Here is a 17623-nt window from a genome sequence, read left to right on the forward strand (position 1 = left end):
TAACTACGGCCGCGGCAAGGTGACCGAATGATGTGCCTCACACAATGAGCGGGACGGGATGGATTTCGTCAGCCGGATGACCCGCCCTCTCGTGGATGCGCTTTACTGCGTCGGCGGATGGAGCCTCCGAGAGGCAATAGACCACGCCGGATTCAGGATCTGCCCAAGCATTCTTGAAGTCAACATGCTCGTCAGCCTGGATCGCCAAATCTGCATCATGCGCAGCGTGCAACTGCTCCGGGGTTAGACCGACCATGTTGTGGTGCACGTCCATAAAGGTTGCCATGACAGCACTCCCGTGGGTTGGGTTCCAATGATGCGCTGATGGTACGCCCGCCGAATTAACCGGTCAATGGCCGTTTAATGCCGTTGCTCAATGCCCCTTAATCACGCTGCTCAATGCCCCGGACGAGTCAGATTGCAGGGGCCGAGGGAGCTTTGAGGGTCAGTTGCGGTTCAACTCGTCCGAGATCGCCTGGGCGGCTTCGCGGAGCAGCGGCACGGCGCGTTCGGCGAACGACTGGTCCACCCGGGATACCGGCCCCGACACGGAGATTGCGGCAGGAGTGGGGGCGTTGGGTACCGCCATGGCGAAGCACCGCACGCCCAGCTCCTGTTCCTCCTCGTCAATGGAGTAACCGCGTTCGCGGATCTTGCCGAGGTCATCCAGCAGCGACTCGATGTCCCCGATGCTCTTGGCCGTAGGAGTGGGCATGCCAGTGCGGGCCACGATGCCGCGGACCACGTCGTCATCGAGCTGGGCGAGGATGGCCTTGCCCACGCCGGTGTCGTGTGTGTGGGCCCGGCGGCCCACTTCGGTGAACATCCGCATGGAATGCAGGGAAGGCACCTGGGCCACGTAAATGACCATGTCCGAATCGAGCACCGCCATGTTGGAGGTCTCCCCCAGCCTGTCCACGAGGCCCTTAAGCTGCGGGCGGGCCACGGCTCCAAGCTGCTTGTTGGCTCCTTCGCCCAGCCGGATGAGCCGGGGGCCAAGGGCGTAGCGGCGGTTGGGCAGCTGGCGGATGTAGCCGAGCGCCACGAGGGTACGCAGGAGCCGGTGGATGGTAGGCAGCGGCAGGTCCGTGGATGAGGACAGTTCACTGAGGGTGACGTCGCCGCCCGCGTCAGTGATCAGTTCCAGAAGTTCGAAGACGCGCTCAACGGACTGCACGCCTCCGGCGGCTTTTTCAGCCATGTACCAGTCTCCTGTGACTCAGATTCCGACAAGTCTTATCCACATCGTGAAAACACTTGACCTAGTGGTCCCAAGATACAGCACAGCCCAATCACCGCGCGATGGAACACTTCACAGGGCTTGTGTTTCCACAAAGTAGATAATAATATCCATAATACGAAAACATTCGGACGAAGCAGCAGCCCGGACAAGGCCTAACAGGAGGACATTCAATGGCGAACCCCAGCCCCGGAAACTCGATCACCCTGCGCGTGGAAGCACCGTCAAGCTTCAGCGCCACCAGCGAACTGGCCGCGGCGGTCGGTGCAGCCGGCGCCGCGATTACCGCCCTGGACGTCACCGAGTCCCACCACGAGACGCTCGTGGTTGACGTCACCTGCAACACCACTGACGACGACCACGCCGGGCGGGTCAAGGACGCCCTGAACGCACTCGATGGCGTCACCGTCCAGCACGTCTCGGACCGCACCTTCCTGATGCACCTGGGCGGCAAGCTTGAAGTCGTCCCCAAAGTAGCCCTGCGCAACCGCGACGATCTGTCACGCGCCTACACTCCCGGCGTCGCCCGCGTGTGCCTCGCCATCGCCGAAGACCCGGCAGCGGCCCGCAACCTGACCGTCAAGCGCAACACCATCGCCGTCGTCACGGACGGCTCGGCTGTCCTGGGCCTGGGCAACATCGGCCCGGCCGCCGCCCTTCCCGTGATGGAAGGCAAGGCAGCGCTGTTCAAGCAGTTCGCCAACGTGGACGCCTGGCCGGTCTGCCTGGACACCCAGGACACCGAGGAAATCATCAGCATCGTCAAGGCACTGGCCCCTGTCTACGGCGGCGTCAACCTCGAGGACATCGCCGCCCCGCGTTGCTTCGAGATCGAAAACCGGCTTCGCGAGGAACTGGACATCCCGGTGTTCCACGACGATCAGCACGGCACCGCCATCGTCACCCTCGCCGCCCTGGTTAACGCCCTCCGCGTCGTCGACAAGAAGCTCTCCGAGGTGAAAATCGTCGTCTCCGGTGTCGGCGCCGCCGGTTCCGCCATCATCCAGCTCCTGAAAGCCCAGGGCGCCCGGCACATCGTCGCGGCCGGCCGCTCCGGCGCCATCCACTCGGGTGAAGAATACGGCGACGAACACCGCAGCTGGATTGCCGCCAACACCAACGGGGAAGGCTTCTCCGGCACGCTGCACGAGGCCCTCAAGGGAGCCGACGTGTTCATCGGCGTCAGCGCCCCGCATGTGATCGGCGAGGAACAGGTGGCCTCCATGGCGGCGGACGCCATCGTCTTTGCCATGGCCAACCCCACACCGGAGATCGACCCCGTTATCGCGTCAAGGCACGCCGCAGTGGTGGCCACCGGCCGCAGCGACTTCCCCAACCAGATCAACAACGTGCTGGCCTTCCCCGGTTTCTTCCGGGGACTGCTGGACGCCGGCGCATCGGACATCACTCCGGAGATGCTGGTGGCCGCCGCGGATGCCATTGCCAACCGGGTGGCTGACGACGAGCTGAATGCCAGCTACATTATCCCCAGCGTCTTCGATCCCCATGTGGCTGCGGACGTGGCTGCAGCCGTGGCCGCGGCCGCCCGCTCCGCCAACGTGGCAGCCACGGCCGAGCAGGCCGGGAATGCCGCCGCGGCTCCCGTTGCCGCCCTGGCCAGCGCCTGATTCACCGCCCCGCTTCCAGCCAAAGGAAAGGACCAGAAATGGCCATCACAGTCACAGATCCCCGGCCGATCAACCGTGCAGAGGAGATCCTCACCCCCAAGGCGCTTGCTTTCGTGGAGGAACTTCACACGCGCTTTGCCGGCACCCGCAATGAACTCCTGGCGGCCCGCGCCGTCAGGCGCCGGCGGGTGGCCGAGACCGGAAAGCTGGACTTCCTGCCGGAAACGCAGGATGTGCGCGACGGCGACTGGAAGGTCGCACCGGCGCCCGCAGCCCTGCAGGACCGCCGCGTTGAGATGACCGGCCCCGCTTCCCCGGCAAAGATGGCCATCAACGCCCTCAACTCCGGCGCCAAGGTGTGGCTGGCGGACCTTGAGGACGCCAGCACACCCACTTGGGGGAACGTCATCGACGCCATCCTGAACCTCCGCGATGCCGCGCAGGGCACCCTGGGCTACACCTCCGGGGGGGCAAGGAATACCGCCTCCGCACGGACGCGCCGCTCGCCGTTGTCGTGGCCCGTCCCCGCGGCTGGCACATGCAGGAAAAGCACATGATCATCGACGGCCAGCCGGCCGTGGGTGCCCTGGTGGACTTCGGCCTGCACTTCTTCCATGTGGCCAAGCAGCTGGTCCTCAACGGCCAGGGCCCGTACTACTACCTGCCCAAGATGGAGAGCCACCTCGAGGCACGGTTGTGGAACGACGTCTTTGTGTTCGCCCAGGACTACCTCGGGCTGAACCAGGGCACCATCCGCGCCACCGTGCTGATTGAAACCATCCCGGCCGCGTTCGAAATGGACGAGATCCTCTACGAACTCCGTGACCACGCCTCCGGCCTGAACGCCGGGCGCTGGGACTACCTGTTCAGCATCATCAAGTACTTCCGGGACGCCGGCGAGGAATTCGTCCTGCCGGACCGTGCCTCGGTGGCAATGACGGCGCCGTTCATGCGCGCCTACACCGAACTGCTGGTCAAGACATGCCACAAGCGCGGCGCCTTCGCCATGGGCGGCATGGCCGCCGTGATCCCCAACCGCCGCCACCCGGAGGTGACCGAGGCAGCCTTTGCCAAGGTCCGCGCGGACAAGACCCGCGAAGCCAACGACGGGTTCGACGGCTCCTGGGTTGCCCACCCGGACCTGGTGCCCACCTGCCGCGAAGTCTTCGACGCAGTCCTCGGTGACAAGCCGAACCAGCTCGACAGGCAGCGGCCGGAAGTGAACGTCACCGCTGACCAGCTGCTGGACGTGGCATCCGCGGAAGGGCAGGTTACCGAATCAGGCCTGCGCCTGAACCTCTACGTGGCCGTGGCCTACACCGCCGTGTGGCTCTCCGGAAACGGTGCCGTGGCAATCCACAACCTGATGGAGGACGCGGCCACTGCCGAAATCTCACGGTCCCAGGTCTGGCAGCAGATCCGGAACAAGTCGGTTTTGGCGGATACCGGCAACACCGTGACCAAAGAGCTCGTGGAGCGGATCCTGGGCGAGGAGACCGAACGGCTCCGCACCGAGGTGGGTGACGAGGCGTTCCGCCGCTATTACCAGCCGGCCAGTGACCTGATCGGGGACATCTGCCTCTCGGACGACTACACCGATTTCCTCACCACCCCGGCCTACGAACTGGTGGGCTGAGGCATGGCGGCAACACCCCAATCCTCGCTTTCGCCGGCGGACCTGGCCAACATCGACGGGCAGCTGGCCGCGACGGACCGCCTGCTGGACCGGAACTACCCGGGCGACGACGGCTCACGCCAGCCCGTTCACACGGTGTACGTCCCGGCGGACCGCTTCACGCCGTCGTTCGCCTCCGACTGGGGAGCCGAAGCACAGGCCGCCGTTGCCGCACACGGCGGATACGGCAAGCTTGGCCACCTGCTGGGCCAGGAGTCCGGCCTCGCCGCGGCCGTGGCCTCACGGGTGGAAACCAAGCTGGCCGGCGAACCCGTCGAGGACCTCCGGCTCGATTTCGAGGACGGCTTCGGGGACAGGGGCGACGACGCCGAGGACGCCGCCGCTGTTGCCGCGGCTTCCGCGGTGGCGGCCGCTGTCTCTGCCGGCTCCGTTCCCCCGTTCATCGGGATCCGATTCAAGTGCTTCGAAGCGCCCACCCGGGCACGCGGCCTGCGGACCCTGGACCTGTTCGTCTCCGGCCTGGCCGCCGCCGGTGAACTGCCGGAAGGCCTGGTCCTGACCCTGCCCAAGGTCACCACCGTGGCCCAGGTCCAGGCCATGGACTACGCCGTGTCCCGGCTGGAGGAAATCCACGGCCTGCCTGCCGGGCGGCTGCGCTTCGAGGTCCAGGTGGAAACGCCGCAGCTCATCCTCGGACCGGAGGGCACGTCGCCTGTGGCGCAGCTGGCGCACGCCGTTCCGGGCAGGATCAGCGGCCTCCACTACGGCACGTACGACTACTCGGCGTCGCTGCAAATTTCCGCCGAGTACCAGTCCATGGAGCATCCGGTGGCGGATTTCGCCAAAGAGGTCATGCAGCTGGCAGTGGCAGGCACCGGGATCCGGCTTTCAGACGGTTCCACCAACATCATTCCGGTGGGCGACAACGTGGAGAACGCCTGGCAGCTGCACGGCAGGCTGGTCCGGCGGTCACTGGAACGGGGCTTCTACCAGGGCTGGGACCTGCACCCGGCCCAGCTGCCCAGCAGGTTCGCTGCCACCTACGCCTTCTACCGGCAGGGGCTGCCGGCCGCGGCCGCGCGCCTGCGCAACTATGTGGAACAGACCGAAGGCGGCGTCATGGACGAGCCCGCCACGGCCCGCGCCCTGGCAGCGTTTGTCCTGCGCGGTGTCCAGTGCGGCGCCGTAGGTGCCGATGAGGTCCAGGCGCTTGCCGGCGTCGGACTTCCCCAACTCACCGGACTGGCCCACCCGCGGCTCGCCACCACATCAAACTCATAAGTAAGGATCCAGCAATGGGCAAGTACTACTCCCCTGCCGGCGGGCTGCCGCCGCAGACCCACCTCACCACCGAGCGGGCCATCGTCACCGAGGCGTACACGGTGATTCCCAAGGGTGTTATGACGGACATCGTCACGTCCAATCTGCCAGGCTTTTCGAAAACCCGCTCCTGGATCATCGCCCGCCCCATTTCGGGCTTCGCCACCACGTTCTCGCAGCTGATCGTGGAGATCGGCCCGGGCGGCGGCGCACCCAAGGCCGAATTCGAGGCCGGCGTGGAAGGCGTCATCTTCGTCACCAGGGGCAAGGTCAACCTGACCCTTGACGGCGAACTGCACCAGCTGGAGGAAGGCGGCTACGCCTACCTGGCTGCCGGTGCAGAGTGGGGCCTGGAGAACGTCTCCGATGACGTTGTTTCCTTCCACTGGATCCGCAAGGCCTACGAACGCCTTGAGGGCTACGAAGCCAAGTCCTTCGTCACCAACGAGAAGGACGTGGAGCCGACGTCAATGCCGGACACCAACGACGTCTGGAAGACCACCCGCTTCACGGACTCCAACGATCTGGCCCACGACATGCAGGTGAACATCGTGACGTTCCAGCCCGGCGGTGTCATCCCGTTCCCGGAAACCCACGTCATGGAGCACGGCCTGTATGTCCTGGAGGGCAAGGCCATGTACCTGCTGAACAACGACTGGGTGGAGGTGGAGGCCGGCGACTTCATGTGGCTGCGCGCCTTCTGCCCGCAGGCCTGCTACGCCGGCGGCCCGGGCGAGTTCCGCTACCTGCTCTACAAGGACATGAACCGGCAGGTCCGCCTCACATAGGGGCTCCCCCTTACCCAAGAGTCCCGCCCCACCAGGTAGCAGTAACTGTCGTTTTGGAGGCTCAAAACGACACTTACTGCTACCTGCTTGGGGGAAGAATAGGTCCATGGGTATACACCCGGCCAGCACGTGGACGCAGGTGGCAACAGCCCTGTGCGCAGCGCTGCTGGCCGCATCCACCACAGGCTGCACCGGTGATCCGCGGCCTCCGGATCCGGAGCCGGACAAGCCTGCCGCATTCGCCCTTTTGGAGGCCTTCAGCGCCCGGATGCTGGAGGAAGGTGCCCCGGCAGTCCTGGTGGCAGTCCGGAACAGGGGTGAGACGTGGACGCATGCCGCCGGCGTCCGGAACCTTGACACACGGGAACCCGCTGCGGCGGGCGATCCGGTCCACGTGGGCGGCATCACCGAGTCCCTGGTGGCTGTTTCGGTGATCAAGCTGGTCGAGGAGGGGCGGCTTGACCTGGACGGCCAGGTCAGCGATTACCTTCCTGAATTCGGCAACCTCCTGCATCCTCCCGGCCCTGTTTCCGTACGGCAGCTGCTGATCCACGAGTCGGGCATCCCCGACTTTTCCGTACCCCTGCTGGCCTCCGGGAACTGGGAGGAAACCATGGACCGGCCGCTCAGCCTTGAACAGCAGCTGGCCCTCGCCGCCACAGTGCCCTGGCCGGGGCGACTGGCGCGCGTTTTCCACTATTCGCGGTCCAACTACGCAGCGCTGGGGCTGATCGTCCAGCGCCTCCGCGGTCAAGGGATCGGCCGCGTCCTGGCAGCCGATGTCACTGGGCCGCTGGGGCTGGAAATTACCCGGCTGGGCGAAGGTTTCCCTCCGCCCACCATGGTCCACGGCTACATCACTATCGAGGGCAAGCGGCTGGACGTGGCCCGGCCGCCCTGGCTCGCGGAACTGCCCTCTGCGGGTGCGCTATCCACAGTGGAGGAGGTGAACGGGTTCTACGGCGCGCTGTTGGAGGGCAGGCTGCTGGCACCGGAAAGCGTCGAAGCGATGAAGGGCAGCTACACGCAGTATTACGGCTTTGCCCTTCGCCGGTGGAATGACACTTGCAACAACCGTTTCTACTACGGACTTCCAGGGGACGTGGACGGATACGGAACAGTCGCCATGACCAGCGAGGACGGCATCCGGCAACTCGCACTCTCCGTCGCCTACCCGCCCGCGCCGCCAACCCTGGGCCCTGATCCGCTGATCCTGGAACTGCAGGACGTGGCCCAGGAGGCCTTGAACAGCATGTGCTGAGGCCCGGAGGAACGGATCAGGGGTTAAGGACCACCTTGATGCAGCCGTCCGCCTTCTTCTGGAACTTCTCGTACAGTGCCGGCGCGCCCTCCAGGCCAGAGCGGTGGGTGACCAGGTCCATCACACCCAGCGGATCGGCGTCGTCCTCCACCAGGGGCAGCAGGTCGTCGGTCCAGCGGCGGACGTTGCACTGGCCCATCCTCACCTGGAGCTGCTTGTCGAACATGGTGAGCATGGGCATCGGGCTCGCCTGGCCGCCGTACACGCCACTGAGCGACAAGGTGCCGCCGCGCCGCACGACGTCGATGGAGGTGTGCAATGCGGCCAGCCGGTCAACGCCCGCGGTCTTCATCGCCTTCTGCGCCAGCTTGTCCGGCAACAGTCCCAGTGCCTGGTGGGCGAAGCCTGCCACAGGCGAACCATGGGCTTCCATTCCGACGGCGTCCACGACGGCGTCGGGGCCCCTTCCGGAGGTCATCTCCCGCAGTTCGTCCACAATGGTCTTCGTGTAATCGAAGGTTTCCACCCCGTGCCGCGCTGCCATGTCCCGGCGTTCCGGAACCGGGTCCACACCCACCACCCGGAAGCCGCGCTGGACGCCGATCCGGGCGGCGAACTGCCCTACGGGTCCCAGCCCGAAGACGGCCAGGGTGCCGCCGGGCTGGACGTCGGCGTACTCCACTGCCTGCCAGGCCGTGGGAAGGATGTCGGAAAGGAACAGGTACCGCTCGTCGGGAAGCTCGGTTCCAACCTTCACGGGGCCGTAGTCGGCGTGGGGCACCCGCAGGTACTCGGCCTGCCCGCCCGGGACGGAACCGTACAGTTCCGAATAGCCAAAGAGGGCTGCGCCGGAACCCTTCTCCTTCACCTGGGTGGTTTCACACTGGGACTGGAGTCCCTGGCCGCACATGTAGCAGCGGCCGCAGGAGATGTTGAAGGGAATGACCACGCGGTCACCCGGGCGAAGGTTCGTGACGGCGCTTCCCACTTCCTCCACGATGCCCATCGGCTCGTGGCCAATCACGTCGCCCTTGTGCATGTAGGGTCCCAGGACCTCGTACAGGTGCAGGTCCGATCCGCAGATCGCCGTCGAGGTGATGCGCACGATGGCATCGGTGGGTTCCTGGATCACGGGGTCGGGAACTTCTTCCACGCTCACCGAACGTTTTCCTTGCCAGGTCAGTGCTTTCACAGTTTCCCTTTCTCTCGTGCTCCTGCAATCGGGTGCTCCTGCAATCGGACGGGCACTCCGCTCTCCGACGCTATCGGCTTCGGCAGGAAAAAGTAAGCAGGCTGATCAAATACTTGTCGTCCCGGCCGGCGGCTTCTAGCGTAGGAAGGGCCAGATGCGCACCAGGTTTTGATGAAGAGCATGCCCGAGTGAAAGAGGAACACCATGTCGCTGTACCAGCCGGAACCGGTCGAAATCTCCACGCGGATGCGCCCGGGCGAATGGACGGAAGCCAGCCTCGAGGAGCTGGTCAACACGTACCGCACCAGAATTGTGGAGATGGGCGCGAGCATGTCCGACGTGGTCACGGATATCCAGCGGAACGACGACGGCTCGGTCCGGGTTGCGGTTTCCTGGGACAAGCCGGCGAATGCGGGTGACGAGGACACCGTCACCGGCGGGCAGACGGTCTGACACGAGCGGGGATCCGGCTGGTGGCGATCGGAATCCCCGCAGGCCTCAGGGTCGCGGCTCCCGCGCGAGCAGCCGGCCAATCGCGCTTGAAGTCAGGTTGCGCAGGAGGTCCCGCGGGCCGTCGTAAACCTCGATGGCGCCGGCATCCCGCAGTTCGTCGCCGTTGATCCCGCCACAGGTGACTCCGATTGAGGGGATGCCAAGGGCAGCGGCAGCCTTCATGTCCCACACAGCGTCCCCGACGAAGACGGCGTCCCCGGCCTCCACATCGATGGCCTCCAGGGCCGCCACCAGGATGTCCGGCGATGGCTTGCTTTCCTTGGCGTCATTGGCGCTGGTGGCCCCGCTAATGAAGGCGTCGGCGTCGAGCGTGGCCTTCATGACCTGGAGGTCCTTCTTCCGGGCGGAGGAGGCGAGCGCGACAGCCAGCCCGCCTGCATGGCACTGAGCGAGCAGGTCCTTGGCACCGTCGAAGGCACGCAGCGCCGGCCAATGGGAGGCATACAGGGCGCCATGGCTGGACATGATCTCCTGGTCCCCCGAGGGGTCACGGTCGGACGGCAGGAGGCTGTCCACCAAGCGGTCCCCGCCCATGCCCACGAAGTGGTGGATGGACGCCATGGGAATGTCGTAGCCGTGCTGGCGGAAGGCACCCCACCAGGCGATGGTGTGGATATATGACGAGTCGATCAGCGTGCCGTCCACGTCAAAGAGAACCCCCCGGCGTTCCGCGCCAGGGGGTGAGATGCGGGCGGGGGCCATCAGCTGACCGCTGCCCGCCGGGCCTCCGGAGCCTTCTTGCGCCGGGCCGCTTCTTCCTTCGGCGTGCTGACGGGCCGGACACGCTCCCGGATCACCGTCCCGGCGCCGTCGTGGCTCTTGTCCCGGATGAGGCCGGTACCGGCAATCTCCCGGGCCATCGCAACACCGGCAACAGCTGCCCTTTTGGTGGGGAACGTGACCGAGATGGCCATGAGGTTCCCGGTTCCGTCCATCATCCTGACCCTGTAGCCGCCATCGGGCGCGTCCACGAGCTCAAAATACCCGGCCATTCAAATCACTCCTCCGTCAGTCACGGCGCTGTGCTTTTTGGAGCACTCCATGAAGGTGTTAGTAAGTCTACTTATCTATTCTGCGAAGGGAAAGTTCCGCCCCGGTCCACGCCGCCTCAGCGCAGTCCCGCCGTCTCCGGCGGAATGGGGGTATCACTTCGGCGAACCGTATCCTGATGAAGCTCCAAAGCGCTAGTCACAAGCGCAAAATGGCTGAAAGCCTGCGGAGTATTGCCTAGCTGGCGGCCGGCCTTCACGGCCCATTCCTCACTCAGCAGCCCTACGTCGTTCCGCAGTTCCAGCAACCGTTCGAAAAGTTCCCGGGACTCCTCGTGGCGGCCCGCACCCAGGAGTGCCTCCACCAGCCAGAAGGAGCAGGCCAAAAAGACGCCCTCGTGGCCCGGCAGCCCGTCGTCGCTCTCTTCAGGGCGGTAACGCAACACAAAACCGTCCTCGGTGAGTTCGCGCTGGATGGCCTCGATGGTTCCGATCACCCGCGGATCGTCGGGAGGCAGGAAGCCCACGCGCGGAATCAGGAGGAGGCTGGCATCCAGCTCCGGCCTGCCGTAGGACTGGACGAAGGTATTGCGGGCGGCATCGAAACCATTGGCGAGAACGTCCCGGTGGATGGTGTTCCGCAGCGCCTCCCAGCGCTCGGCCGGCCCGGGCAGCCCGGACTCGCGGACCCCTTTCACCATCCGGTCCGCGGCAACCCAGGCCATCACCTTCGAGTGCGTGAAGTGCCGGCGGGGGCCGCGCATCTCCCACAGCCCGTTGTCCGGCTGGTCCCAGATGGTTTCGAGGTGCTCCATCAGGGCGCACTGCACGTCCCATGCCTCATCCGTGTGCTTGAGCAGCGAGTTGCGGGTCAGCGCGAGGCAGTCCAGCACCTCGCCCCAGACATCCAGCTGCAGCTGTTCCGCCGCGCCGTTCCCGATGCGCACGGGCGATGAGTTCTCGTAACCCTTCAGCCAGGGCAGCTCCATTTCCGGCAGCCGGCGTTCGCCGTGGATACCGTACATGATCTGCAGGTCCGCAGGATCGCCGGCAACCGCCCGCAGCAGCCAGTCCCGCCAGGCAGCTGCGTCTGCGGTGTACCCGGCGGCCAGGAGCGCCTGGAGCGTCATGGTGGCATCGCGCAGCCAGCAGTACCGGTAGTCCCAGTTACGGGGACCGCCCAGCTGCTCCGGCAGCGAGGTTGTCACGGCGGCAACGATGCCGCCGGTGGGCGCGTAGGTGAGGGCCTTCAGGGTCACGAGGGAACGCACCACCGCTTCCTGGTACTCCCCCGTCACTGTGCACTGGGAAGCCCAACCGCGCCAGAAGGCGTAGGTGCTGTCCAGGACTCTTTCAGCGTCAACGATGTGGGGCCGTCCCACATGGCTGGGTGCCCAGGTAAGCACGAACGGGACGCGCTCGCCGGCACTGACGGTGAAGTCGCTGAAAGTGTGCATGTTCTCGCCGCGCAGGGGCGCGGGGGTGACAAAATACACGGCGTCGGGACCTGCAATCGCATGCAGCCCCTGTTCGTCCTTGCGGACCCAGGGAATGATGTGGCCGTAATCGAACCGCAACGTCAGTTCGCTGTGCATCTTCACCGTGCCGCTGACGCCCACAACGATGCGCACGATGTCTGCCACCTCGTCACGCGGCGGCATGAAATCGATGACACGCACGGTCCCGTCCGGTGTTTCCCACTCCGTCTCCAAAATCAGGCTGCCGTCCCGATAGCTCCGCCGGGTGCACGGCCCGCCGTTTGCGGGTGCCAGCAGCCAGCGGCCGGCGTCGGGCGTATCCAGCAGTGCGTTGAAACACGCCGGTGAATCGAAACGGGGCAGGCAGAGCCAATCGATCGAGCCCTCAGTACTGACCAAGGCCCCGGTTTGAAGGTCCCCGACTACGGCATAATCTTCAATTCGCGCCATGACCATACACTGCCACAGTCGGCCCCGCGGTGATGGGCACAATTCGATGTAGCCTGCAGGAATGGCAGTCCACATCGGCACCTCAGGCTGGAGTTACGACCACTGGGAAAACGTCCTCTACCCGCCCGGGCTGCCTGCGAAGGACCGGCTCCAGCATTACGTTGCGCGGTTCAGCACCGTGGAGCTCAACGCCAGCTTCTACCGCTGGCCCAAGGACACCACCTTCGCGGGTTGGAACCAGCGGCTTCCCCCCGGCTTCGGCATGTCCGTCAAGGCCCCGCGGGGGCTCACCCATGCCAGGAAGCTGTACTCCCCGGAGGTGTGGCTGGAGCGCATCACCCGGTGCTGGCACGAGCTGGGCGACAAACGCGCTGTCCTCCTTGTCCAACTGCCCCCGCAGATGGAACGCGACGACGCCCGGCTGGACTACTTTTTGGCGGCAGTCCCGTCCTGGATCCGGGTAACAGTGGAGTTCCGGCACCCCACCTGGGACTGCCCCGAGGTGTTCGCCCTGCTGGAGCGGCACCAGGCCGCGTACTGCATCATGAGCGGAGCCAACCTGCCCTGCATCCTGCGGACCACGGCGCCGTTCGCGTACGTCCGGCTGCACGGGCCCGATCACCAGCACCTCTACGCCGGCTCCTACTCGGATGCGGACATGCACTGGTGGGCGGACCGCATCCGAGGTTGGGCAGGTGACGGCCTGGACGTGTACGCCTACTTCAATAACGACGGCGGGGGCAACGCCGTGCGGAACGCCGGGACCCTGCGCGGGATCCTCGGGCAGGGCTGACGTCACGGAGCGGTGTCCGGGCCCGATTGTCTCCTCGCGGCTGCTGCCCTGTGGCAGAGTGGAGCCATGGACACGGCTCCGCAGAAAACACCCCGGAATGCAGCGCACCCGATCCGGCAGAACCGGGAAAGCCTGAATGGGCTGTCCGGGAACCAGGTCTTCCGGCTGGCGCACCGGCTCTCAGACGCCTTCAATGACGTCCGGATCAAAGTGGCCAAGCGCTGGAATTTCGTTCCACAGACCATCGCCTACCAGGGCTACGGTTCCACCAGCCTGGTCAGGGTGTTGGGCCGCGTGCTGCTGACACAGAAGCCGACGCCGGGCAGCAAAGCTGAAAACGAAGCAATGAATGGCAATCAGAACGTACGCGGCTGGCGTGCCTTCACCGGTGTGCCGTTGCAGTTCACCGACGTCGAAATCACCATCGGCGACGTGGTTGCCCATGTCCAGGCGGACCGCGGCGGCCTGATCGACACCGAGGTGGAAGTCCAGCTGTCCCCCGGCTGGCATACAGCCATCCTGCGGGCCGAAGGGACGGAGCCTGTTGAGGCCCGGATCCGGGTGATCGCGCCGGACGTGAAGTTTGGCATCGTCTCGGACATTGACGACACCGTTATGGTGACGGCGCTGCCCCGGCCGTTCCTGGCGCTGTGGAACACGTTTGTGCTCAGCGAGCGTGCACGCATGGCCACACCGGGGATGGCTGTGCTGATGGACCGGCTCACCATCGAACACCCCGACGCCCCGGTCATTTACCTGTCCACCGGCCCGTGGAATGCCGCACCTACCCTGGCCCGGTTCCTTAACCGCAACATGTACCCAAGCGGTGCGCTGCTCCTGACGGACTGGGGGCTGACCCAGGACCGCTGGTTCCGCAGCGGCCAGGACCACAAGCACCGCAACCTGGAACGGCTCAGCAAGGAGTTCCCGGACATGCAGTGGCTCCTGATCGGCGACAACGGCCAGCACGATGAAGCCATCTATTCCGGCTTTGCCTCCGAAAATCCGGAAAAAGTTGCCGCAATCGCCATCCGGCAGCTGTCCGTCAGCGAGTCTGTGTTCGCCGGCGGCCACTCCGAGGATGGGGACCACACCACCTCCAGAGTTCCGTGGATCTACTCCCCGGACGGCGCCGGCATGGCCAAGCAGCTGGCCACGCTGGACCTGCTCTAGGTAAGACTCAAGGAGTCGCCGCCGGATCAGTCCGACGGCGGCTCCTCCGCTGTTCTAGGCGCTGGCACCCAGCGGGGTCACGCCGTCGTCGGGCGCTTCCTCGCCGAAGTCCCCGTCGACCAGAGCCTGGGCTATGGCGGTGTCTGCCGCCAGGGCGAGGTCCCGTTCCTCGATGAGCTCCTGCAGCCAGAAGTAGGAGGCCTTCGGCGTCCGCTCCTGCGTTTCGAAGTCCACGTGCAGGAGCCCGAAGGGCTGGTTGTAGCCGGCGGACCACTCGAAGTTGTCCAGCAGGGACCACACGTAGTACCCGCGCAGGTCAATGGACTCCGCCTCGCCGCCGGGCGCCGTGGCCCGCAACGCCGCCTGGAGGTGGTCCGACAGGTACTTCAGCCGGCGCTCATCCGGGATGAACATGGTGTTGGTGGACTTGTCCCGGACAATGATGTCCTCGAAGCTTGCTCCGCCTTCGGTGAGGATCACCGGGGGCAGGTTCGGGTACCGCTCCGCCATCTCCTTCAAGGCCACTGCCATGTACTCCGGCTTCACGGGCCACCCGTAGGACGTGATGTCCGCCTCCGGCCAGGTCTCCACGTGGAACGGGGTACCGCCGCTGCCCGCCGCGCTGAGGTCGCTGCCCATGGCCTCTGCCATGCTGGCCGGTACGGCACCGCCGCCCGGACCCACGGCCACCTTGGTGGGCATGTAGTAGTTGAGCCCGTAGAAATCCATCGGCTGGGAGATGAGCGCCATGTCCTCCTCCGGGTGCTCGAAGGAGCTGAAGAACTTGGCCGCCCGGATCAGGTCCGGGTACTTGCCGGTGAGCACGGGGTCCGCATAGAGCCGGTTCTGGGCGAGGTCCATGAGCCCGGTGCTGATCCGGTCCAGGGGGTTGATGGAATTCGGGACCATGGGCGAGTAGACGTTCGTCATCCCGATTTCGCCCGGCACCCGCGCAGCGCGGAGCGCCTGCATGGCCAACCCGTGTCCCAGCAGCTGGTGGTGGACGGTGGGGAAGGCACCCAGGACCAGTTCCTTGCCCGGTGAGTGCAGGCCCAGCGAGTAGCCGTTGGTGCTTACGGTTGCGGGTTCGTTGATGGTGATCCACCGGGATACCCTGTCGCCGAAGGCTTCAGCCAGAATTCCGGCGTACTCCCCCAGCCGGTACGCGGTGTCCCGGTTCATCCAGCCGCCCGCCTCGTCCAGCGCCAGGGGCGTATCCCAGTGGTAGATGGTGGCCATCGGCGAGATCCCGTTCTCCAGCAGCTCATCCAGGAGGCGGTCGTAGAATGCCAGGCCCGCACGGTTCGCCGGGCCGCTTCCCGTTGGCTGGATCCGGGGCCAGGCAAATGAGAACCGGTAGGAATCCACCCCCAGCTGCTTCATGAGTGCAACATCCTGGGGCATGCGGTGGTAGTGGTCGCACGCCACCTCGGGGCTGTGGTTGTCCACGATGGCACCGGGCTTCGCGGCAAAAACGTCCCAGCCGGCGGGCCCACGGCCGTCCTCATCCAGCGCGCCTTCAATCTGGAAGGCTGCGGTGGCAACACCAAGCGTGAACCCGGGAGGGATAAGAGCTGCGAGGTCCTTGGCGGTAATGTGCATGCGAGCCTTCTTGTCACGGTGAATTTGTACGTCTCAGGATGGCATAAGGGAAGGTTACTGACGAGCGGGCACTGCTAGGGTCTGGGCATGGATGAAAATCTGGGGAAGTTCATCGACGATTTCGCCGATCTGGTGCAGCTGGCGCAGGCCGGACGCCACCGGCAACAGCCTGGAACACAGCTGCTGGACGCACTGACGGACCATCTGGGAGTGCCTGCCGGGGACCTGGCCATGGTGGAGGAACAGATTCCGTTCCATCGGTTTGTGGACGCGGATATCGTCCTGTCGGATCTGGCAGCCCTTGATCCGGACAACAGGCTCTTAGGGATTGGCGGGGGTGGCCAGCGGCACCACTCCTCCCTCAGCGACATGGTGCAGCAGTCGCAGTTCTTTCCGCAGTTTCCGTTGTCCCAGCCGGACTACGTCAACCTGGCAGTGGGCCCGGACGCGCAACGCCAGGCTGTGGGCTTCGGGCTTCGGCTCTTTAAGTTCGTCGGCGGGAGCATCGCCGTTCTGCAGCGCGCCGCGGACCCGCGCTCCGGGCGGCAGACCGCGTCCCTGGAGATGGTGGCCGGCAAAGCGGAGACAGGTACCGCCTTCCTTGCCGAATACCGGCGGCGTATGGAGAGCCAAAGCGTGCTGAAGGGCCAGGTGATTTCGCTGACCATGGGCGAGTATGGCCCCAGCAGCGGCGGCGTCACCTTCCACCACAGGCCCCGGCTTTCCGAGCAGGAAGTCATCCTCCCGGCGGGGCTTTTGCAGAAGGTGGCGGACCATACGGTGGGCATCGCGACGCACCGGGAGTCCCTGCGGGCCCACGGCCAGCACCTCAAGCGGGGTGCGCTGCTGTACGGCCCGCCGGGTACGGGCAAGACGCATACAGTGCGGTACCTCCTGGGCCGGAGTGCAGGCTCGACGGCGATCCTCCTCTCCGGTGGTTCGCTTGCCCGCATAGCCGATGCGGCCAGGATGGCCCGGGCCCTGCAGCCTTCGATCGTGGTGCTGGAGGATTGCGACCTCATCGCCGAGGACAGGAGCTTTGGCCACGGGCCCCAGCCGCTCCTCTTTGAGGTTTTGGACGCGATGGACGGCCTGGACAACGATGCCGACGTCGCGTTCATCCTGACCACCAACCGCCCGGACATGCTGGAGCGTGCCCTGGCCCAGCGTCCCGGCCGGGTGGACCTGGCGGTGGAGATTCCTTTGCCGGCGCTCCATGAGCGCGTTGAGCTTCTCCGGCTGTACGGCCGGCAGGCAGCCTTTACCGCTGCAGCCCTGGAGTCTGCCGCCGAACGTACTGCCGGGACCACCGCATCCTTCGCCCGGGAACTGGTCCGGCGGGCAGTGGTGGCCGCCGCCCTGGCCAACACTGCCGTGGACGATTCCCATCTCGCACAAGCGGTGGACGGGCTGATGACCGATTCAGAGTCCCTGACGCGCAGCCTCCTGGGCAGCGGAACCGACGCCGGACCCACCGAGCCGACCTTCCCGTCCGTCGGGGCGGGCGGTCCGTGGCCGCCCGGCCACCCTCGAAGCTGACCTCCCCTGACCGGGAATTGT

At 65.7% G+C, this 17623-nt stretch carries 15 protein-coding genes and 1 pseudogene; 9 read left to right on the forward strand and 7 right to left on the reverse strand.

The genetic code is table 11. The annotated features are described in order from the left end of the window. Positions 1–37: 37 nt before the first annotated feature. Both NXY83_RS17060 and NXY83_RS17065 read right to left on the reverse strand, forming a co-directional pair. Positions 38–286 carry an SCO4226 family nickel-binding protein gene (locus NXY83_RS17060; protein WP_258803395.1) on the reverse strand — a complete coding sequence of 83 codons (249 nt, stop codon included), beginning with the start codon at positions 284–286 and terminating at the stop codon, positions 38–40. Positions 287–445: 159 nt separating this feature from the next. Continuing rightward, complete coding sequence (locus NXY83_RS17065) at positions 446–1201, reverse strand: IclR family transcriptional regulator (protein WP_258803396.1); 756 nt, start codon at positions 1199–1201, stop codon at positions 446–448. 212 nt (positions 1202–1413) lie between these two features. Between NXY83_RS17065 and NXY83_RS17070 the strand changes: the two genes are divergently transcribed. The 5 genes and pseudogenes from NXY83_RS17070 to NXY83_RS17090 all read left to right on the forward strand — a co-directional run bounded on the left by NXY83_RS17070 (position 1414) and on the right by NXY83_RS17090 (position 7873). Continuing rightward, positions 1414–2868, forward strand: a complete 1455-nt coding sequence (locus NXY83_RS17070) for an NAD-dependent malic enzyme (RefSeq protein ID WP_258803397.1) — start codon at positions 1414–1416, stop codon at positions 2866–2868. A gap of 38 nt (positions 2869–2906) precedes the next feature. After that, positions 2907–4504: pseudogene (gene aceB, locus NXY83_RS17075) on the forward strand (malate synthase A). Positions 4505–4507: 3 nt separating this feature from the next. Next, positions 4508–5785 (forward strand): DUF6986 family protein, encoded by a 1278-nt coding sequence (locus tag NXY83_RS17080; protein WP_258803398.1) that lies wholly within the window; start codon positions 4508–4510, stop codon positions 5783–5785. Between the two features lie 14 nt (positions 5786–5799). Then, complete coding sequence (locus NXY83_RS17085) at positions 5800–6612, forward strand: bifunctional allantoicase/(S)-ureidoglycine aminohydrolase (RefSeq protein WP_258803400.1); 813 nt, start codon at positions 5800–5802, stop codon at positions 6610–6612. A gap of 106 nt (positions 6613–6718) precedes the next feature. Continuing rightward, complete coding sequence (locus NXY83_RS17090) at positions 6719–7873, forward strand: serine hydrolase domain-containing protein (RefSeq protein WP_258803401.1); 1155 nt, start codon at positions 6719–6721, stop codon at positions 7871–7873. A gap of 16 nt (positions 7874–7889) precedes the next feature. On the opposite strand, the gene NXY83_RS17095 is transcribed toward NXY83_RS17090, so the two are convergent. Further along, complete coding sequence (locus NXY83_RS17095) at positions 7890–9065, reverse strand: zinc-dependent alcohol dehydrogenase (protein WP_258803402.1); 1176 nt, start codon at positions 9063–9065, stop codon at positions 7890–7892. A gap of 204 nt (positions 9066–9269) precedes the next feature. Between NXY83_RS17095 and NXY83_RS17100 the strand changes: the two genes are divergently transcribed. Beyond that, positions 9270–9518 carry a hypothetical protein gene (locus NXY83_RS17100; RefSeq protein ID WP_258803403.1) on the forward strand — a complete coding sequence of 83 codons (249 nt, stop codon included), beginning with the start codon at positions 9270–9272 and terminating at the stop codon, positions 9516–9518. Positions 9519–9563: 45 nt separating this feature from the next. Here NXY83_RS17100 and NXY83_RS17105 read toward each other — a convergent pair whose 3' ends face one another. The 3 genes from NXY83_RS17105 to NXY83_RS17115 form a co-directional block, all read right to left on the reverse strand. Beyond that, the gene (locus tag NXY83_RS17105) at positions 9564–10280 is read right to left on the reverse strand and encodes an HAD family hydrolase (protein ID WP_258803404.1); all 717 of its coding nucleotides are present in this window, start codon (positions 10278–10280) and stop codon (positions 9564–9566) included. Then, entirely contained in the window at positions 10280–10570 is a 291-nt protein-coding gene (locus tag NXY83_RS17110) for a hypothetical protein (protein ID WP_258803405.1), read from the reverse strand. Before NXY83_RS17110 ends, NXY83_RS17105 begins: the two co-directional genes overlap by 1 nt. 116 nt (positions 10571–10686) lie before the next feature. Next, the gene (locus tag NXY83_RS17115) at positions 10687–12495 is read right to left on the reverse strand and encodes a glycoside hydrolase family 15 protein (protein ID WP_258803407.1); all 1809 of its coding nucleotides are present in this window, start codon (positions 12493–12495) and stop codon (positions 10687–10689) included. Between the two features lie 61 nt (positions 12496–12556). Between NXY83_RS17115 and NXY83_RS17120 the strand changes: the two genes are divergently transcribed. Continuing rightward, complete coding sequence (locus NXY83_RS17120; RefSeq protein WP_258803408.1) at positions 12557–13288, forward strand: DUF72 domain-containing protein; 732 nt, start codon at positions 12557–12559, stop codon at positions 13286–13288. 66 nt (positions 13289–13354) lie between these two features. Next, entirely contained in the window at positions 13355–14461 is a 1107-nt protein-coding gene (locus tag NXY83_RS17125) for an App1 family protein (protein WP_258803409.1), read from the forward strand. Between the two features lie 54 nt (positions 14462–14515). On the opposite strand, the gene NXY83_RS17130 is transcribed toward NXY83_RS17125, so the two are convergent. After that, positions 14516–16063: a glycoside hydrolase family 1 protein gene (locus NXY83_RS17130; protein WP_258803411.1), complete on the reverse strand. Its 1548-nt coding sequence runs from the start codon at positions 16061–16063 to the stop codon at positions 14516–14518. Positions 16064–16150: 87 nt separating this feature from the next. Between NXY83_RS17130 and NXY83_RS17135 the strand changes: the two genes are divergently transcribed. Beyond that, complete coding sequence (locus NXY83_RS17135) at positions 16151–17602, forward strand: AAA family ATPase (RefSeq protein ID WP_258803412.1); 1452 nt, start codon at positions 16151–16153, stop codon at positions 17600–17602. The last annotated feature ends 21 nt before the right edge of the window (positions 17603–17623 follow it).

Origin of the sequence: Pseudarthrobacter sp. NS4 (genome assembly GCF_024758005.1) — a bacterium.
In the GTDB taxonomy this organism is placed as follows: domain Bacteria; phylum Actinomycetota; class Actinomycetes; order Actinomycetales; family Micrococcaceae; genus Arthrobacter.

Excerpts from the sequence above, each read along its gene's own strand:
- NXY83_RS17060 (WP_258803395.1), bottom strand. The coding sequence starts at position 286 with ATGGCAACCTTTATGGACGTGCACCACAACATGGTCGGTCTAACCCCG.
- NXY83_RS17065 (WP_258803396.1), bottom strand. The coding sequence starts at position 1,201 with ATGGCTGAAAAAGCCGCCGGAGGCGTGCAGTCCGTTGAGCGCGTCTTC.
- NXY83_RS17125 (WP_258803409.1), top strand. The coding sequence starts at position 13,355 with ATGGACACGGCTCCGCAGAAAACACCCCGGAATGCAGCGCACCCGATC.
- NXY83_RS17115 (WP_258803407.1), bottom strand. The coding sequence starts at position 12,495 with ATGGCGCGAATTGAAGATTATGCCGTAGTCGGGGACCTTCAAACCGGG.
- NXY83_RS17105 (WP_258803404.1), bottom strand. The coding sequence starts at position 10,280 with ATGGCCCCCGCCCGCATCTCACCCCCTGGCGCGGAACGCCGGGGGGTT.
- NXY83_RS17090 (WP_258803401.1), top strand. The coding sequence starts at position 6,719 with ATGGGTATACACCCGGCCAGCACGTGGACGCAGGTGGCAACAGCCCTG.
- NXY83_RS17110 (WP_258803405.1), bottom strand. The coding sequence starts at position 10,570 with ATGGCCGGGTATTTTGAGCTCGTGGACGCGCCCGATGGCGGCTACAGG.
- NXY83_RS17085 (WP_258803400.1), top strand. The coding sequence starts at position 5,800 with ATGGGCAAGTACTACTCCCCTGCCGGCGGGCTGCCGCCGCAGACCCAC.
- NXY83_RS17130 (WP_258803411.1), bottom strand. The coding sequence starts at position 16,063 with ATGCACATTACCGCCAAGGACCTCGCAGCTCTTATCCCTCCCGGGTTC.
- NXY83_RS17070 (WP_258803397.1), top strand. The coding sequence starts at position 1,414 with ATGGCGAACCCCAGCCCCGGAAACTCGATCACCCTGCGCGTGGAAGCA.
- NXY83_RS17120 (WP_258803408.1), top strand. The coding sequence starts at position 12,557 with ATGGCAGTCCACATCGGCACCTCAGGCTGGAGTTACGACCACTGGGAA.
- NXY83_RS17135 (WP_258803412.1), top strand. The coding sequence starts at position 16,151 with ATGGATGAAAATCTGGGGAAGTTCATCGACGATTTCGCCGATCTGGTG.
- NXY83_RS17080 (WP_258803398.1), top strand. The coding sequence starts at position 4,508 with ATGGCGGCAACACCCCAATCCTCGCTTTCGCCGGCGGACCTGGCCAAC.
- NXY83_RS17100 (WP_258803403.1), top strand. The coding sequence starts at position 9,270 with ATGTCGCTGTACCAGCCGGAACCGGTCGAAATCTCCACGCGGATGCGC.